We start from the raw sequence: 16,271 nt of genomic DNA on the forward strand, positions 1-16,271 counted from the left end.
GTTTCGGGGCGATCCGCAGCATCGAACCATGGTGCGCACTTGCGCACCTGAGAAGCTCGAGATTCCGGTTCGCGCTTTCGCGCGTTCCGAACGACAATCATATCCGCCTGAACCGCAAATAAGCCGCCTTGCGTCCTTCTCGCGCGGCCTTCCGTCCGTAGCGTGTCATGGTGTAGCCCGGCCATGGCTGCCGGAAATCGTCGGCGCGTTCGGCAAGCCACACGAAGTCCTGCGAGCGTGCAAGATGCGACAGCGTCCAGGCGCAGTAATCGTCGATGTCGCAGACGAAGCGAAATTCGCCGCCAGGCTTCAGCACGCGCGCCATCGCGGCGATGGTCCTGTCCTGGACGAAGCGCCGCTTCCAGTGCCGCCGCTTCGGCCAGGGATCGGGATGGATCAGGTCGATCCGCGACAGCGCCCCCTTCGGCAACCAGGCCAAGAGCTCTGCGGCATCGCCCGCGAACAGGCGGATGTTGCCGATGTTGGCGGCCTCGATCTGCGCGAGGATCTTCGCCATGCCGTTGACATAGGGCTCGCAGCCGATGAAGCCGGTCGTGGGGAAGTTCTGCGCCTCGGCAGCAAGATGCTCGCCTCCGCCGAAGCCGATCTCGAGCCGTACGTCGTCGGCTGCGGGAGCGAAGATCGCGCGGGCATCCACCGGCGCCTCGCCGTTGATGTCGAGCGCGAGATGCGGCAGCAGATGGTCGATCAGCTCGGCCTGATGCTGCCGGAGCTTGTGACCCTTGCGGCGCCCGAAGAAGGCGCGCTCGCTGTCGTCGCGACCGGGATCTGATTTGCGTTCGCTCATCGCAGGGTCTGATACAGCCGATGGAGCAGCCGCGCGCGTGGCGCGAGCGACGAGACGTAGAGCTGCTCGAAATGAGTGTGTGCGCCCTTGCCGTCGACGCCGAGCCCGTCGAGCGTCGCGGTGTGCGCGGCGGTGAAATTGCCATCCGAGCCGCCGCCGGTATGGGTGTCGATCAGCTCGAATCCGATCTCCCTGGCGAGCAACCTCGCATGTTCGTACAGGGAGGCCCCCGCGTTGCTCTTCTCGTAGGGCGGACGATTGAGCCCGCCGGCGACCCTGACGGTGACGCCGTCGGTCTTCGCTGTCAGGGCGAGAATCCTGTCGACGTACTCGTCCGCGTCCTTCAGGCTCACGACGCGCAGATCGACTTCGGCGTAAGCCTCTTCCGGCGTGACGTTGGGGCGCGTGCCCCCGCGCACGAGGCCGACATTGACTGTGACGCCGCGCGCGGGATCATTCATTCCTTCAAGCGCCAGGATGACGTGGCCGAGCTCGCGGACGGCGCTGCGGCCGTCTTCGGGCCGGGAGCCGGCATGCGCGGGCACACCCTTGATGTGCACCTGGAAGCGACCAACGCCCTTGCGTCCGGTGACGATCTTGCCGCCGTCGCGTGCCGGCTCGGTCACCAGCACATATTTGGCCTTGCGCCCTTCCTTCTCAATCAGCGCACGTGACGTCGGGCTGCCGATCTCCTCGTCGGAGGTGAACAGGTGCGTGATGCCGAGCGGCGAGCGATCGCCGGTGGCGCAGAGCGCGCCAAAGGCATGATGGGCGATGTAGGCGCCGCCCTTCATGTCGTAGATGCCGGGTCCAAACGCGACGTCGCCTTCGACCTTGAACGGCAGGCGCTCGATGAATCCGACGGGATGAACGGTATCGAGGTGGCTCAGCACCAGGATGCCTGGCCGGTCCTGACCCCAATTCGTGCGCGCCACAAGATGATCGCCGCAGCCAGCCACGCCGGCGACGCGCTCGAGGGTGACGGGCAGGCCGCGGTATTGCTCCGCGACCAAGGAGACCAGCTCGTTGACTTGCTCAGGTGATTCCGTCGGCGTCTCGATCTCCACCCAGCGGCGGATGCCGTCGAGAATGGTTTGGGAATCGAACCAATTGGAGCTGGTCATGGATGCATCTGTGCCTTTGAATCGCATCATCGAAGCGGAGGTGCATCAATGCGCGGTCGCAAATGACGACATAGGCCAGATTTGACGCAGTCTCAAATCGCGCTTGAGACGGCCCTTCAGCGCTTGTCGGGACCTTCGCGGGCCGCGATCTGCTCGACGAGATCGACGATCGAGCGGCGCATCTTCGAATCGGTGATTCGCGTGAACGCCTTGGTCAAGGCGAGCCCTTCGGAGGTCGCGAGAAAGTCCGAGACGTAAGAGGGCGAGGCGCCTTCGCTGAAGCCTTCCGGACCCGGCACGCCGCTCGGGCCGCCCTCGAACAGGAATGAGACCGGCACCTGGAGAATTTCGGCGATCTGCTGGATTCGGCTCGCGCCGACCCGGTTCGTGCCCTTCTCGTATTTCTGAATCTGCTGGAAAGTCAGGCCCAAAGCTTCACCGAGCTTTTCCTGACTCATGCCCAACATGATGCGGCGCATGCGCACGCGACTGCCGACATATTTGTCAACAGGGTTGGGCGCTTTTGACATTTCCTCAGCCCTCCAAACATCACCCTCGGCGCAATCATCGCGAATGCCTCGGGTGCAGCATCGTCAAAATCAAACCCTGTTATTGGGAAACATTGCGGAGAAATTTAGCAATGCCCACTGTCTTTTGCAGCGGGTGCAGAATGAGGAGGCCATGTGCAGTCTGTCAACCGTGAGACTACGGTTGTCAAAGGATTCTGGCCGCGAGCGCGGACATGGCGCGATCAGGTGTGCCGCTTGGCGACGCGCCGCCGGACCGCCACAATCACTGCGAGCGCAACGAGCATGGCTGCAGGCGCATCGCCGACGCGCGCATAGACGGTCGGCGGCAGTGCGGCCGGCAGGTTTGCATCCAAGATGCCTTCGATGCCGAGACCGAGGCTGGCGATGGTGCGCCCGACCGGATCAATCACCGCGGAGATGCCGGTGTTGGCGGAGCGCACGAGCGGCAAACCAAGCTCGATCGCGCGCATCCGCGATTGCTCGAGATGCTGATAAGGACCGGTCGAAATGCCGAACCACCCGTCATTGGTGAGGTTCACGATCCAGCCCGGACGTTCGTTGCGCCCTGCCACCTCGCCGGGAAAGATCGCTTCGTAACAAATCAACGGCAGCGCAGGCGGCGCGCCGGCGACCGGCAACGCATGCCGCACGGTGCCGGGAATGAAGCCGCCGCGCACACGCGTCAGCTGCTCGAAACCGAGCTTCTCCATCAATGCCTGATATGGGAGAAATTCACCGAACGGTACCAAATGCAGCTTGTCGTACACTGCGAGCACACTGCCGTCGTGATCGATCACGTAGATCGAGTTGTAGGCGCGCGTGATCGGCGTGCCGCGCGGCAGGTCGGGCGCGCGGACCGAGCCCGTGATCAGCACGGTGCCCTTGGGCAGGAGGTCGGCGATCTGCGCCATCGCGCCGGCTTCGCGGGTCAGGAAGAACGGAAAGGCGGATTCCGGCCAGATCAGGATGGTGGCATCGCGCACGCCGGTCGATTGCGGGCCGGAGGCGCGGTCCGACAGCGCAAGGTATTTCTTCATCACCTCCGCCTTGGCGGCGTAGTTGAATTTGGCGTCCTGCTGCAGGTTCGGCTGCATCAGGCGCAGCTTGGCGCCTGAGACCATCGCGGTCGGATGGAGCGACAGGCGGATTGCGCCGAAGATGCTCATGACGATCAGAAGTGCGACGGCGGCGCTTGGCACGCGCCATTGCGGGCGGCGGTCGGGCGTGCGGTCGATCAGCGTCGCCGGGCTTGCGAAGATCGCGACGGTCAGGAACGTCATGCCCCATAGGCCGATCAGCGACGCCGTCTGTGCCAGCGGCAGCGGCTCGGACAGCGCGTAGCCGAACGTGTTCCAGGGAAAGCCGGTCAGCGCATGACCGCGCAGCCACTCGCTGATGGTGAGGCTCGCGGCGAGCGCCAGCACACGCGTGGCGTTCTTGGTCCAGAGCAGGCGCGCCAGTGCAAAGCCGATGGCCGTGAAGATGGACAGATAGGCAGGCAGGCCGAGCACAGCGAACGGCGTCAGCCAGGCGAACACATCGGCGTCGACGAAGAAGGCATAGCCGATCCAGTAGAGGCCGGGGACGAAATAGCCCAGCCCGAACCAGTAGCCGGTCAATGCGGCGGCGGGGACGCCGCCATGTCGGCCGGCCCCGGCGCCGTCGATCAGCCAGACCATTACCGGGAAGGTGATGAACAGCACCGGGAAGAGGTTGAACGGCGCCAGCGCCAGCACCGACAGCGCCCCCGCCGCCATGGCGATCACCGCGCGCTTCCATCCCCAGGTGAGGATGATGGCAAGCGCGATCTGCCGGAGTCGCTGCAATGGACTCACTGTTGGCTGGTCCCGTCGCTCGGCGACGTGGGCGTTTCGCCCGCCGGCGGCTGACCTGCGTCGGGGGCCGCCTCGCGGCGGCTTCTCTCGCGCTGGGCGCGCGGCGCGGGGCGCTCCTTCCGCGTCGAGATACGCAGCCGCTTGACCCGGCGCGGATCGGCGTCGAGCACCTCGACCTCGTAGGTGCCGGGGCCCGAGATCACCTCGCCGCGCACCGGCAGGCGCCCCACGAAGCTGACCAGATAGCCGCCCAGCGTCTCCACCTCCTCGCCGGCCTCGCCGGTTAGGAAGTCTTCGCCGATCACCGAGCGGACATCGTCGAGGCGGGCGCGGGCGTCGGCGATGAAGGCGTTGTCGGGCAGGCGCACGATCGAGGGTGGCTCGTCGCTGTCGTGCTCGTCGTCGATCTCGCCGACGATCTGCTCGACGATGTCCTCGATCGAGACCAGCCCGTCGCTGCCGCCATACTCGTCGACCACCAGCGCCAGATGGATGCGCGTGGCCTGCATCTGCGCGAGCAGGTCAATAGCCCGCATCGAGGGCGGCACGTAGAGCAGCTTGCGGATGATACGCGCTTCATGAAGCGGCAGCGCGAGATCGACGGCACGCAGGTCGAGCCCTGCCGGCAGCGGCTTCTTGCGCTTGGTCTTGGTGACTTCCGACACCCGGGCGCGCGCGGTCATGAAGGCGAGCAGGTCGCGGATATGGACGATGCCGACGGGATCGTCGAGCGTCTCGTTGTAGACCACGAGGCGGGAGTGGCCGGCGCTCTCGAAGCGGTCCATCAACTCGCCGAGCGGGATGTCTTGCTTCACTGCGACGATGTCAGCGCGGTGCACCATGACATCGGCGATGCGGCGCTCATGCAGGCCGAGAATGTTGCGCAGCATGGTGCGCTCGACGGCCGAGAAGCCGGTGTCGTCGGGCCTCGTTGCGTCGAGCACGACCTTGAGGTCGTCGCGGACCGATCCCGCCTTCCAGCCGAACAGCGTCCGGATGGCGCGCAGCAGCCAGCCGTCCGCCGTCGGACGCATCACCTCGCCTTGTGTCACCACGACCGGCAAATTGGCCGTGTTGCGCGGGTTGTCCTGGATTGGATCGGAATCCGGCATATCAGTGTGTCCCCGCGCGGTCTGCATAGGGATCAGGGATGCCGAGATGCGCCAGGATCTGCGTTTCCAGCGCTTCCATCTCCTCGGCGTCGTCGTCGTTCTCGTGATCGTAGCCGATCAGGTGCAGGAAGCCGTGCACGGCGAGATGGCTCAGATGGTGATCGAACGGCTTGTGTTCCTCGTCCGCCTCGCGCCGCATGGTCTCATAGGCGATCGCGATGTCGCCGAGCATGCGCGGCGCATCGCCCGGCTTCCGGTCGCCCTCCTGCTGAAGCGCGGGGAACGACAGCACGTTGGTCGGCTTGTCGATGCCGCGCCAGTTGCTGTTGAGGGTGCGGATGCCGGCATCATCGGTCAGCATCACAGCCACTTCCGCATCGGCAACGTCCTCGTGAATGCTCTCGGCGGCAGCGGCCACCGCTCGCTGGATCACGGCTTCGGAATCGGGCTCGCGCTGCCAGCAATCGGCGACGACGAGGACCTCGGTCATGGGAAGATTGGGATGGGACATTGTGTTGTCTGGGACGAGGGGCGCCGTGGTCGCGACCTCTGGAGTCCGGTGTTGCCTCGTCAGGATTGACCGGTGGTCGGCCGCTGCGGCGGCCCTTCGTAGGCGGCGACAATCCGCGCCACGAGTTCGTGGCGGATCACGTCCTCGGCCCTGAAATGAACCTGAGCAATGCCTTCGACGCCGTTCAGAAGACGCGTTGCCTCCGCCAGACCCGAGGTCTGGCCGTTCGGCAGGTCGATCTGCGAGGGATCGCCGGTCACGATCATGCGGCTGTTCTCGCCGAGACGCGTCAGGAACATCTTCATCTGCATCGATGTGGTGTTCTGGGCTTCGTCCAGGATGATGGCGGCATTGGTGAGGGTGCGGCCGCGCATGAAGGCGAGCGGCGCGATCTCGATCTCGCCGGTCTGGAGCGCACGCTCGACGATACGCGCGTCCATGAGGTCGTACAGCGCATCGTAGATCGGCCGCAGATAGGGGTCGACCTTCTCGCGGAGATCGCCGGGCAGGAAGCCGAGCCGCTCGCCGGCTTCCACTGCCGGACGCGACAGGATGATACGGTCGACCTCCTTGCGCTCGAACAGCTGCGCGGCGTGGGCGACGGCGAGCCAGGTCTTGCCGGTGCCGGCCGGGCCGACGCCGAACACCAGCTCGTGCCGCTTCAGCGCACGGATGTAAGAGTCCTGCGCGGCCGTGCGCGCGCGAACGGGGCGCTTGCGCAGATTGATGCTGTCGAACGCCGATTTGGCGGACTTGGCGTCGAACTCGAACAGCGAGCCCTGGGCGATCACGGCGCGGATCGCGCCCTCGACCTCGCCCTGGTCGAGATCCTGTCCCTTCGCCGCCTGCGCATAGAGCATCTCCAGCACGCGGCGCGCGGCGTCGCAGCCGTCGCGGCTGCCGCCGATGGTGATGTGGTTGCCCTTGGAATCGACGACGACGCCGAGCCGCCGCTCGATCTGCGCGAGGTGCTGGCCGTAGGGGCCGACCAGCGCGGAAGCGGCGCGGTTGTCGTCGAAGTCGATGACGACCTGGGTCTCGGGCGGAACTTGCATGTCGCGATCAAATTTGCGGCTGGGAGCGAACGAAGACGAATCCGATGCGCTTTTTGGCAAGGGTTCAGGCTCCAGTGGCTTGCGATAAAGCGTGCTCGCGCGCGCCACGCGGCGTCACGAGTTCGCCGAGAAAACTGTAGCGCTCGAGGCGGTCGATGCGCACCGGCAGGATTTGTCCGATGATGTCGGGCGAAGCCATCACATGCGCCGGCTGGAGGTAGGCGGTGCGGCCGACGATCTGGCCCTCCTTGCGGGCCGGACGCTCGAACAGCACGTCGACCGTCGAGCCGATCGCAGCCTTGTTGAAGGCCGATTGCTGGCTGTCGATCAGTTCCTGGAGCCGCTCCAATCGCTGGTCCATCTCGGCGGGGGATACCGTCTCCTGCATGTCCGCCGCCGGCGTTCCCGGCCGGGCGGAGTATTTGAACGAATAGGCTGCAGCGTAGCCGATTTGCGCGACGAGTGCGAGGGTGGCGAGAAAATCTTGCTCGCTCTCGCCGGGGAAGCCGACGATAAAATCTGATGAAAAAGCAATGTCTTGGCGTGCAGCACGGAAACGGTCGACGACGCGCCGGTAATCATCGGCGGTATGTTTCCGGTTCATGGCGGCCAGTATGCGGTCCGAGCCCGATTGCACCGGCAGGTGCACGAACGGCATCAGGGCATCGAGATCGCGATGGGCTGCGATGAGGCTGTCGTCGACGTCGCGCGGATGGCTGGTCGAATAGCGCAGCCGCGCGATGCCGGGAATGGCCGCCAGATGTTCGAGCAGCCGGCCGAGCGACCAGGTTTTCCCGTCCGGACCCTCGCCGTGATAGGCGTTGACGTTCTGCCCGATCAGCGTGAGCTCGCGCACGCCGTTGTCGGCAAGACGCTTCACGTCATTGACGATTTTCGCCACGGGACGCGACACCTCGGCGCCGCGCGTATAGGGAACGACGCAGAAGGTGCAGAACTTATCACAGCCTTCCTGCACCGTGACGAAGGCGGAAATCCCGCGCGCGCGGATGGCGTCTGGCTTGGGCTGGGCCAGGAAGCCGAACTTGTCTGCCGCAGGGAATTCGGTCTCGATCGCACGGCCTTCACTGCCGGCGCGTTTCAACAGCTCCGGCAGATGATGATAGCTCTGTGGCCCGACCACGACGTCGACCACCGGCGCGCGGCGTACGATCTCCTCGCCCTCGGCCTGCGCCACGCAGCCCGCGACGGCGATCTGCATCGCGCGGCCCGCGCGCGCGGCTTCGTCCTTGGCGACGCGCAACCGGCCGAGCTCGGAATAGACCTTTTCCGAGGCCTTCTCCCGAATGTGGCAGGTATTGAGGATGACGAGGTCGGCATCCTCCGCGCTCGCCGTCTCCACGAATCCTTCCGGCGCCAGCGTATCCACCATGCGCTGCGCATCGTAGACGTTCATCTGGCAGCCATATGATTTGATGTGCAGCTTGCGCGGCGGCGTCATGGAACCTGAAATGGCGGTGGAAGACGGCCCTCAGATATAGGCTGCAGGGGGGAAAATCCAGCGAATGGAGGCATTTGGATCGTGATCCGGGGTGCGCGCAGTCGCGAGCCCGGAATCTCGCGCCAAAACCTCTGGATTCCGGGTTCACGCGCTCCGCGCGTGCCCCGGAGTGACACAAAGAGCGGAATTAGCCCGCCAGGGCCTTCGCTCCCGCACGCCGGACCAGCTCCGGCAGCTGATGCATGTCGGCAAAAATCAGGTCGGCGCCAGCCTCGCGCAGCGTTTCGGCATAACCGGGCCGGCAATGGCTGCCCCCGTAGAAGCCGAACACCGTCATGCCCGCGGCCCGGGCGCCGGCGATGCCGGCCAGGCTGTCCTCGATCACGACGCAGCGCTCGGGCGCCACGCCCATTTCGCTCGCCGCCAGCAGAAACAGGTCCGGCGCCGGCTTGCCGTTCTTCACCTGCGAGGCCGAGAAGATGTTCGGCGCCAGGCGCTCGTAGAGACCGGTACTTCCCAGGCTCACGCGCATACGCTGGTGCGAGCCGCTCGAGGCGACGCAGACAGCTTGCGTAACGACATCGAGCACGTCGCGAATGCCGCGGATCGCTTCGAGGTCGGCCTCGAACGAGCGGAACAGCTCGTCCTGAAGATCGCCGTGATAGGCCTCGGGCAGCTTGCGGCCGAGCTCGGTCTCGATCTCGAGATTGGCCTGCCGCGTCGAGCGTCCCAGGAATCGTTCGAACACCTGCTCCGAGGTGATCGGATAGCCGTGCCGCGTCAGCACGTCGGCATGCGCGCGACAGGAGATCACCTCGCTGTCCACGAGTACGCCGTCGCAATCGAAGATGATGAGGTCTATCGGCACCAAATCAGGACGTCGGCTTGTCGTCGTCGAGCGGGACGCAATAAAGCTCGAGCCGGTGATCGACCAGCTTGTAGCCGAGCTTGCGGGCGATTTCCGCCTGAAGCTTCTCGATCTCCTCGGAGGTGAACTCGATCACCTTGCCGTCGCGCAGATTGATGAGGTGGTCGTGGTGACTGTCGCGCATCTGCTCGTAACGCGCGCGGCCCTCGCGAAAATCGTGGCGTTCGATGATGCCGGCATCCTCGAACAGCTTCACGGTGCGATACACGGTCGAGATCGATATCTTGTCGTCAACGGCGACGCAGCGGCGGTACAATTCCTCGACATCCGGATGGTCGGCAGCCTCCGCGAGCACGCGGGCAATGACCCGGCGCTGCTCGGTCATGCGCATGCCCGTGGCAGCGCAGCGCGCCTCGATATCGGACGCTTTGGATGTGGAGGAGGGTTTCAATGCGGTCATAGGTTTGTCTGCCTGGCGGAGGCGTTTTCTGCCACCAATGTTACGACAAGTCACGCCGCATCAGAAGGGCGTTCAATTGTTCCCCGTTCGGCTGCTTATAGTAGCGTTCGCGGCGTCCGACCACCGTGAATCCGGCCCGCTCGTAGAGCCGCCGCGCCGGCTGGTTATTTTCCTCGACCTCGAGAAATATTGTGCGAATGCCGCGTCCGGCGAGATGGCCGAGATGGGTCATCAACAGCGTGCGGGAGAGGCCGCGGCCGCGATAAGCCGCGTCGACCGCGATCGAGAGAATCTCCGCTTCGTCCGCGCCGACCCGCGACACCGCAAAGCCGATCGTCTTTCCGCCCAGACGCAAGCGATGCACCAGCGTGTTGCGCTCGCCGATCATGCTCTCGAACTCGCCTTCGCCCCAGCCGCGCGCGAAGGACGCGCCGTGCAGCTGCGCGAGCCGCGCGGCATCGCGCAAGGTCGCAGGCTCGACGACGGCGCTGCCGCCGCGCCACCATTCGGACAGCCATCCCATCATGAGGTCGCGGCTTGTGCTGCGAGGTGCTTCTGCGCCGCCGGCTTTGCGTCCGGCGCCTTCAGATAGAACGGCCGCGCCGGGGTGGTGTCGGGATTGGCAGCTGCACCAAGCCAGGCGATCCAGCCGATGTCGGGCGCAGGTTGCGCGTCGACCGCGACAGGCTGCGGTCCATCCTTGGGCCAGCGATCGGCGAGGATGCTTGCGGCATTGCCGACCAGATGCGGCGCGCCGAATTGCGAGGCGGCGATCGCCTCGTCGATCGAGGCGACACCCGGTCGCACCAGCTGGCTGCCGTCCCCGGCCACAATCTGGAAATAGACATGGTCGTGCCGCGCATCGATTGCGGAGAGCACGGGCGCCGACTTGTTCTGGCTGACGATGGCCGCGGCATAGGCCGACAGTGTCGTCAATCCCACCGCGGGCTTGCCGGAGGCAAGCGCCAGTCCGCGTGCGGCCGAGATGCCGACGCGCAATCCGGTGAAGCTGCCGGGCCCGGTGGTGACGGCGATGCGGTCGAGCGCGGTGAAGCCGAGCTCGGCCGATTGCATCACCCGCGCGATCAGCGGCATCAGGGCTTCGGCATGGCCGCGCTTCATCGGCAGCGATTCATGCGCGCGCAGCTCGGCCGTTTCGGTGTCGAGCACGGCGGCTGCGCAGGCGTCGAGCGCAGTATCGATGGCGAGGATCAGCATGAAAAAGCGAATGGCGGGTGGCGAATAGCGGACAGTCTAGCCGATCCGAGTTCCATTCGCCATTCGCTTGCTCGCCATTCGCGCTCCAATCACATCGGCCGGACTTCGACCACGTCCGGAACGAAGTGTTTCAGCAAGTTCTGGATGCCGTGCTGGAGCGTGGCCGTCGACGACGGGCAGCCGGCGCAAGAACCCTTCATGTTGAGATAGACGATGCCGTCCTTGAAGCCGCGGAAGGTGATGTCGCCGCCGTCATTGGCGACCGCCGGCCGCACCCGGGTCTCGATCAGGTCCTTGATCATGTCGACCGTCTCGGCGTCGGCCTCATCGAAGAACTCGTCCTCGTCGTCGAGATCGGCATCGCCTTGCGCTGTGCCGTCGGCAAGCAGCGGCGCGCCCGACATATAGTGCTCCATGATGGCACCCAGGATCGCGGGCTTGAGCTGCTGCCATTCACCGTTCGCCTTGGTCACGGTGATGAAATCCGATCCGTAGAACACGCCGGTGACGCCGGGCACGTCGAACAGCTTTTCAGCCAGCGGCGAGCGCGCGGCTGATTCGCGGCTCGAAAACTCCATCGGGTTGCCGTCGACCACGACGCGGCCGGGAATGAACTTCAGCGTGGCGGGATTGGGAGTGGCTTCGGTTTGAATGAACATGGCTTTCTCCAGACGTCGCCGGTTCAAGGCCGGCGCGTACCTATCCACTAGCAGATGGCGAGGGGGAACGCACGATCAAGGGGCAGGGCGAGCATTTCAAAGCCAGATCAGAGGCTTAGGCACTAGATTGCCCTTCCCTGGATGGGGCCCTCCAGGGAAGGGTAGGAGGCACCGCGCTACGACAGCAGATCCACGCTCTGGTCGCTCAGCGCCCCCGAGATGATCGTCACCGGTATTGGAAAGGTTCCGACCGCCTGCGCGAGCATCGCGACCAGCGGTCCCGGCCCTTCCGGGCCGGGATTGGCGGCAAGCACCAGCATGGCGATATCGGGATCCTCGTCGATCACCGCGAGCAGCTGTTCCATCGGCGCGCCCTCCCGGATCACCCGCTCCGGGGTGATTGCGGCGATGCCATTGGCCCTGCCGGCGGCGCGGTCGAGTGCGGCTTCGGCGGCCTCCTGCGCTTCCGCGCGCATGATGTCGGCAACGCCAAGCCATTCCTGGCTCTGCTGTTCGGGCTCGATGATGCGAAGCATCACCACGCCGCCCCCGGCCCGAATCGCCCAGCGGCTGGCGTAATACACCGCGCGATCCCATTCGGCGGTGTCATCGACGATGACGAGGCATTTGGGCTTGTGGCCCGACTCGTAGCAAAGTCGCTTGCTGGTCATGCATGTCCCAGAATGTGCACGGCCGGCATGCTGCCACACTCGCCTTCGCTTTGGGAGAGGGGGCGCCGGCCGGCGTCACGAGAGCGAAGGTCAGCGCCGGCGGATGAAGCCGACGATGTCCTTCGAGAGCTTCATGGTCTCGTCGGCGATGGCGCGGGCACGGTCGGAGCCGTCGTTCAGGATCGCGTCGATATGGCCGGGGTCGGCGACGAGGCGCTTCATCTCACCGGCGATCGGCGCGAGCTTGGTGACGCACAGCTCCGCCAGCGCGTTCTTGAAGCTCGAGAACTGGCCGCCGCCGAAATCGCGCAGCACATCGGCTTTGGAGCGGCCGGAGAGCGCGGCGAAAATGCCGACGAGGTTGTCGGCCTCGGGGCGGGCTTCCAGGCCCTTTTCCTCGGTCGGCAACGGTTCCGGATCGGTCTTCGCCTTGCGGATCTTCTGCGCGATGGTGTCGGCATCGTCGGTGAGGTTGATGCGCGAATTGTCGGAGGCATCCGACTTCGACATCTTCTTGGTGCCGTCCCGCAAGCTCATCACGCGCGTCGCCGGTCCCGTGATCAGGGGCTCGGGCAGCGGGAAGAACAGGCCGTCACTGGCGCCCTGGGCACGAATGGAATCGCCGAAATCGTTGTTGAACTTCTGCGCGATGTCGCGCGAAAGCTCGAGATGCTGCTTCTGGTCCTCACCGACCGGCACGTGAGTGGCGCGGTACAGCAGGATGTCGGCCGCCATCAGCACGGGATAGTCGAACAACCCGACCGACGCGTTCTCGCGGTCCTTGCCGGCCTTCTCCTTGAACTGGGTCATGCGGCCGAGCCAGCCCATGCGCGCGACGCAGTTGAAGATCCAGGCGAGCTCGGCATGGCCCGAGACCTGACTCTGGTTGAACACGATGTGCTTCTTCGGATCGATGCCGGCAGCGATGAACGCAGCCGTGACCTCGCGGGTGTTGCGCGTGAGCTCGGCCGGTCCGCCCCAGACGTCGACGCCCTGCGTGATCGCGTGCATGTCGACGACGCAATAGATGCAGTTGTGGGTTTCCTGCATCTTCACGAAGTTGACGATCGCGCCGAGATAATTGCCGAGGTGCAGATTGCCTGTCGGCTGGACGCCCGAAAAGACCCGTTCAACGAATGGCATGGTCAGCCTTCCCATAGGTATTCGCGCCGTCGTTTCCAACAGCGGCGCTGCCCCGTCAAGGGTATTTCGCCGGGCCTCGTGGTTTAGCGGGGCCGTTTCAACGCGCCGACCGCCTCATGCCAGGAGGTGACGCCGAGGATCCGCAGGAGCAGGCCATAGACGGCGATCCCCGCCGCGATCTGCGCACCCAGCGCGACGAACTTGATGAAGCCTTGGCTCTCGGCAGGCACCAGACCTGTGGTCAGCCAGAGCAGGCCGCCCATCGCGATCGCGGCCAGCGCGATCCGCGGCAGCCGCGTGCGGGCGCTCGCATCGACCGCGAAGCCGAACTCGCTCGTGCCCTTGCGGAGCAGCGCGAGCGCGCTGCTCCAGGCGCCGGCCGCGATGCTTGCGGCGATCCCGCTCGCGCCGAAGACATGGCCGAGCAGAAGCGCGAGCACGACCGTCACCACGAAGCCCTGGGCCGTGGCCAGCAGCGGCGCCATCGTGTCGCTGCGGGCATAGAACGCCGGCGACAGCGCCTTGATCAGCACATGCGCCGGCAGGCCGAGCGCCAGCCAAATCAGGGCGTTCGCCGTCGCCGCGCTGTCCTGTGCGCCGAAAGCGCCATGCTCGAACAACAGCCGCACGATCGGCTCGGCCAGTACGATCAGGCCGAGGGTCGCCGGCAGCGTCAGCCCGGTCGCAAGCTCCAGCGCGCGCGATTCGGCGTGCGCCACCGCGTCGCGATCTCCGCTGCGCACGGCACGCGTCAGCTCCGGCACCAGCACCGTTCCCATGGCGACGCCGACGATACCGAGCGGCAGCTCGATCAGCCGGTTGGCGAAATAGAGCCAGGACACCGCGGAGGGCGTCGCCGAGGCGATGATCGCGCCTGCGACCATCAGCCATTGCGGGCCCGAGCTTGCCAGCATGCCGGGGATGGCCTTGGCGAAGAAGCCGCGCATCTCCTTGTCGAAGCTGGCGCGCAGCGGCGTCGCAAGACGCGCGCTTCGCTGCGACAGCAGCATCAGAAGCTGCAGCAGGCCGGCGATGCCGACGCTGGCCGCCAGGATCCACGCGGCGAAGCTTGCATCTGCGCGGTCCAGCAGCAGCACTGCGATCGCGGCGATCAGCGCGATGTTGAACAGCAGCGGCGAGAACGCGGTGAGGGCAAAGCGCCCTTGCGCATTGAGCAGTCCCATCAGCACCGTGACCGGACCGGCAAAGGCAAGGTAGGGCAGCATCAGCCGCGCATTCGCGACGGCGAGATCGAGCGTGCCGCTGCCGAGGAATCCCGGCGCGATCACCGTGATGACCAGAGGCATCAGAAGTGCGATGACGATCGAGATCGCGATCAGGGCCGCGCTGACCGTGCCGAGCACGCGCCCCGCGAATGCCGCGGCAGCCCGCTGCCCGTCATGGTCGCGGATACGGAGCCAGGCCGGGATCAGCGCCGCGTTCAGCGCGCCTTCGCTGAGAAGCCGCCGGACCACGTTGACGAGCTGAAACGCCGCCAGAAACGCGTCCGCCACGGCGCCGGTCCCGAGCAGCGCCGCAATCAGGGAATCGCGGGCAAAACCCAGCAGCCGCGAGGCCAATGTTCCCGTCGAGACGGTCAGGAAGGAGCGGATCATTGCCGTCGAGAATACCGTTGCTTGCTCGTGCCGGCCCGATCGTGATAGGCCGCGAGCCGGATTTCAGGCGCACAGGAAGCGGATTTTCGCGGGTATCGCAATCCGCCAAACAGGATCAAGGTGAATGGCTGACGTGAAATACGACGTTCTCGGCATCGGCAACGCGCTGTTCGACGTGCTGGTCAGGACCGACGAGGCCTTTCTGGCCAAGCATGGCATGACCAAGGGCAGCATGTCCCTGATCGACGAGGCGCGCGCGGCCGCCATCTACAAGGACATGGGGCCGGCCACGGAAGTCTCGGGCGGCTCGGCCGCCAACACCATCGTCGGCATCGGCAGCCTGGGGGCACGCGCCGCCTATGTCGGCAAGGTCAAGGACGACCAGATCGGCAAGCTCTATGTCCATGACATCCGCGCCGCCGGCGTCGCCTTCGACACGCCCGCTGCCAAGGATGGCCCCGCCACCGGCTGCTCCTACATCCTGGTCACCGGCGACGGTGAGCGCACCATGAACACCTATCTCGGCGCGGCGCAGGATCTGTCGCCCGCCGACATCGACCCGGCCGAGATCGCGGCAGCCGGCATCGTCTATCTGGAGGGCTATCTCTGGGACCCCAAGAACGCCAAGGACGCCTTCGTCAAGGCGGCCAAGATCGCCCATGACGCCAAGCGCAAGGTGGCGCTCACGCTCTCGGATTCCTTCTGTGTCGACCGCTATCGCGACGAATTTCTCTCCTTGATGCGCAACGGCACCGTCGACATCGTCTTCGCCAACGAGTCCGAGCTGCACTCGCTCTACATGACCTCGGATTTCGACACCGCGCTGAAGCAGCTGCGCAACGACGTCAATCTCGGCGTCGTCACCCGCAGCGAGAAGGGCTGCATGGTGGTGTCGGTGGAAGACGCGGTTGCCGCGCCCGCATTCCCGGTCGACAAGGTGGTCGACACGACCGGCGCCGGCGATCTCTTCGCTGCAGGATTCCTGTATGGTTTGGCGCGCAATCTTGCCTACAAGCAGTGCGGCGAGCTCGGTGCGCTTGCGGCTGCCGAAGTAATCCAGCACATCGGCGCGCGGCCGCAAGTGTCGCTGAAGGAGCTGGCGGAGCAGCGTGGGCTGACGGCGTAAGGCTCTCGCCACTCTTTCCGTCATTTCGAGCCAACGGGTCCGCGCGAAGCGCGGCCCGATGACGGGCTCAGCGAAG

Annotated in this window: 17 protein-coding genes; 1 reads left to right on the forward strand and 16 read right to left on the reverse strand. The window is 65.5% G+C overall.

All coding sequences use genetic code 11. The features are described from left to right. Positions 1–97: 97 nt before the first annotated feature. The 16 genes from trmB to murJ form a co-directional block, all read right to left on the reverse strand. Positions 98–808, reverse strand: coding sequence for a tRNA (guanosine(46)-N7)-methyltransferase TrmB (gene trmB, locus K408_RS0112040; protein WP_024338549.1), 711 nt, complete (start codon positions 806–808; stop codon positions 98–100). After that, entirely contained in the window at positions 805–1,962 is a 1,158-nt protein-coding gene (locus K408_RS0112045; RefSeq protein ID WP_024338548.1) for a M20 family metallopeptidase, read from the reverse strand. Before K408_RS0112045 ends, trmB begins: the two co-directional genes overlap by 4 nt. An 86-nt stretch (positions 1,963–2,048) precedes the next feature. Continuing rightward, on the reverse strand, positions 2,049–2,462 hold the full coding sequence (locus tag K408_RS0112050) for a helix-turn-helix domain-containing protein (RefSeq protein WP_024338547.1): 414 nt from the start codon (positions 2,460–2,462) through the stop codon (positions 2,049–2,051). Between the two features lie 221 nt (positions 2,463–2,683). Further along, complete coding sequence (gene lnt, locus K408_RS0112055; RefSeq protein ID WP_024338546.1) at positions 2,684–4,297, reverse strand: apolipoprotein N-acyltransferase; 1,614 nt, start codon at positions 4,295–4,297, stop codon at positions 2,684–2,686. Further along, a complete protein-coding gene (locus tag K408_RS0112060) occupies positions 4,294–5,409 on the reverse strand; it encodes a hemolysin family protein (protein WP_024338545.1) in 1,116 nt (371 codons plus the stop codon). Before K408_RS0112060 ends, lnt begins: the two co-directional genes overlap by 4 nt. 1 nt (position 5,410) lies before the next feature. Further along, a complete protein-coding gene (ybeY, locus tag K408_RS0112065) occupies positions 5,411–5,920 on the reverse strand; it encodes an rRNA maturation RNase YbeY (RefSeq protein WP_024338544.1) in 510 nt (169 codons plus the stop codon). Between the two features lie 59 nt (positions 5,921–5,979). Continuing rightward, positions 5,980–6,975, reverse strand: a complete 996-nt coding sequence (locus K408_RS0112070; protein WP_024338543.1) for a PhoH family protein — start codon at positions 6,973–6,975, stop codon at positions 5,980–5,982. Positions 6,976–7,039: 64 nt separating this feature from the next. Further along, positions 7,040–8,434, reverse strand: coding sequence for a tRNA (N6-isopentenyl adenosine(37)-C2)-methylthiotransferase MiaB (gene miaB / locus K408_RS0112075; RefSeq protein ID WP_024338542.1), 1,395 nt, complete (start codon positions 8,432–8,434; stop codon positions 7,040–7,042). Between the two features lie 187 nt (positions 8,435–8,621). Beyond that, complete coding sequence (locus K408_RS0112080) at positions 8,622–9,302, reverse strand: HAD family hydrolase (RefSeq protein WP_024338541.1); 681 nt, start codon at positions 9,300–9,302, stop codon at positions 8,622–8,624. Between the two features lie 4 nt (positions 9,303–9,306). Then, on the reverse strand, positions 9,307–9,762 hold the full coding sequence (locus K408_RS0112085) for a Fur family transcriptional regulator (RefSeq protein ID WP_024338540.1): 456 nt from the start codon (positions 9,760–9,762) through the stop codon (positions 9,307–9,309). 40 nt (positions 9,763–9,802) lie between these two features. Then, positions 9,803–10,288, reverse strand: coding sequence for a ribosomal protein S18-alanine N-acetyltransferase (gene rimI / locus K408_RS0112090; RefSeq protein ID WP_024338539.1), 486 nt, complete (start codon positions 10,286–10,288; stop codon positions 9,803–9,805). Further along, the gene (gene tsaB / locus K408_RS0112095; protein ID WP_024338538.1) at positions 10,285–10,980 is read right to left on the reverse strand and encodes a tRNA (adenosine(37)-N6)-threonylcarbamoyltransferase complex dimerization subunit type 1 TsaB; all 696 of its coding nucleotides are present in this window, start codon (positions 10,978–10,980) and stop codon (positions 10,285–10,287) included. The genes rimI and tsaB overlap by 4 nt, the downstream gene beginning before the upstream one ends. Before the next feature lie 89 nt (positions 10,981–11,069). Continuing rightward, on the reverse strand, positions 11,070–11,639 hold the full coding sequence (locus K408_RS0112100; protein ID WP_024338537.1) for a NifU family protein: 570 nt from the start codon (positions 11,637–11,639) through the stop codon (positions 11,070–11,072). Positions 11,640–11,815: 176 nt separating this feature from the next. Beyond that, positions 11,816–12,310 (reverse strand): universal stress protein, encoded by a 495-nt coding sequence (locus tag K408_RS0112105; protein ID WP_024338536.1) that lies wholly within the window; start codon positions 12,308–12,310, stop codon positions 11,816–11,818. 90 nt (positions 12,311–12,400) lie between these two features. Further along, positions 12,401–13,453, reverse strand: a complete 1,053-nt coding sequence (gene trpS / locus K408_RS0112110) for a tryptophan--tRNA ligase (protein ID WP_024338535.1) — start codon at positions 13,451–13,453, stop codon at positions 12,401–12,403. Between the two features lie 83 nt (positions 13,454–13,536). Beyond that, entirely contained in the window at positions 13,537–15,069 is a 1,533-nt protein-coding gene (murJ, locus tag K408_RS0112115) for a murein biosynthesis integral membrane protein MurJ (protein WP_024338534.1), read from the reverse strand. A 124-nt stretch (positions 15,070–15,193) separates the two neighbouring features. Here murJ and K408_RS0112120 point away from each other — a divergent pair, with 124 nt between their 5' ends. Further along, entirely contained in the window at positions 15,194–16,195 is a 1,002-nt protein-coding gene (locus tag K408_RS0112120; RefSeq protein ID WP_024338533.1) for an adenosine kinase, read from the forward strand. Positions 16,196–16,271 lie beyond the last annotated feature (76 nt).

It is taken from the genome of Bradyrhizobium sp. in8p8 (genome assembly GCF_000426845.1).
GTDB classification, from domain to species: domain Bacteria; phylum Pseudomonadota; class Alphaproteobacteria; order Rhizobiales; family Xanthobacteraceae; genus Bradyrhizobium; species Bradyrhizobium japonicum_C.

What these genes read in the sequence shown, in the direction of transcription:
- K408_RS0112070 (WP_024338543.1), bottom strand. Translation starts at nt 6,975, where the DNA reads ATGCAAGTTCCGCCCGAGACCCAGGTCGTCATCGACTTCGACGACAAC.
- tsaB (WP_024338538.1), bottom strand. Translation starts at nt 10,980, where the DNA reads ATGCTGATCCTCGCCATCGATACTGCGCTCGACGCCTGCGCAGCCGCC.
- trpS (WP_024338535.1), bottom strand. Translation starts at nt 13,453, where the DNA reads ATGCCATTCGTTGAACGGGTCTTTTCGGGCGTCCAGCCGACAGGCAAT.
- rimI (WP_024338539.1), bottom strand. Translation starts at nt 10,288, where the DNA reads ATGATGGGATGGCTGTCCGAATGGTGGCGCGGCGGCAGCGCCGTCGTC.
- ybeY (WP_024338544.1), bottom strand. Translation starts at nt 5,920, where the DNA reads ATGTCCCATCCCAATCTTCCCATGACCGAGGTCCTCGTCGTCGCCGAT.
- miaB (WP_024338542.1), bottom strand. Translation starts at nt 8,434, where the DNA reads ATGACGCCGCCGCGCAAGCTGCACATCAAATCATATGGCTGCCAGATG.
- K408_RS0112060 (WP_024338545.1), bottom strand. Translation starts at nt 5,409, where the DNA reads ATGCCGGATTCCGATCCAATCCAGGACAACCCGCGCAACACGGCCAAT.
- K408_RS0112120 (WP_024338533.1), top strand. Translation starts at nt 15,194, where the DNA reads ATGGCTGACGTGAAATACGACGTTCTCGGCATCGGCAACGCGCTGTTC.
- K408_RS0112050 (WP_024338547.1), bottom strand. Translation starts at nt 2,462, where the DNA reads ATGTCAAAAGCGCCCAACCCTGTTGACAAATATGTCGGCAGTCGCGTG.
- K408_RS0112105 (WP_024338536.1), bottom strand. Translation starts at nt 12,310, where the DNA reads ATGACCAGCAAGCGACTTTGCTACGAGTCGGGCCACAAGCCCAAATGC.
- K408_RS0112100 (WP_024338537.1), bottom strand. Translation starts at nt 11,639, where the DNA reads ATGTTCATTCAAACCGAAGCCACTCCCAATCCCGCCACGCTGAAGTTC.
- K408_RS0112045 (WP_024338548.1), bottom strand. Translation starts at nt 1,962, where the DNA reads ATGATGCGATTCAAAGGCACAGATGCATCCATGACCAGCTCCAATTGG.
- K408_RS0112085 (WP_024338540.1), bottom strand. Translation starts at nt 9,762, where the DNA reads ATGACCGCATTGAAACCCTCCTCCACATCCAAAGCGTCCGATATCGAG.
- trmB (WP_024338549.1), bottom strand. Translation starts at nt 808, where the DNA reads ATGAGCGAACGCAAATCAGATCCCGGTCGCGACGACAGCGAGCGCGCC.
- murJ (WP_024338534.1), bottom strand. Translation starts at nt 15,069, where the DNA reads ATGATCCGCTCCTTCCTGACCGTCTCGACGGGAACATTGGCCTCGCGG.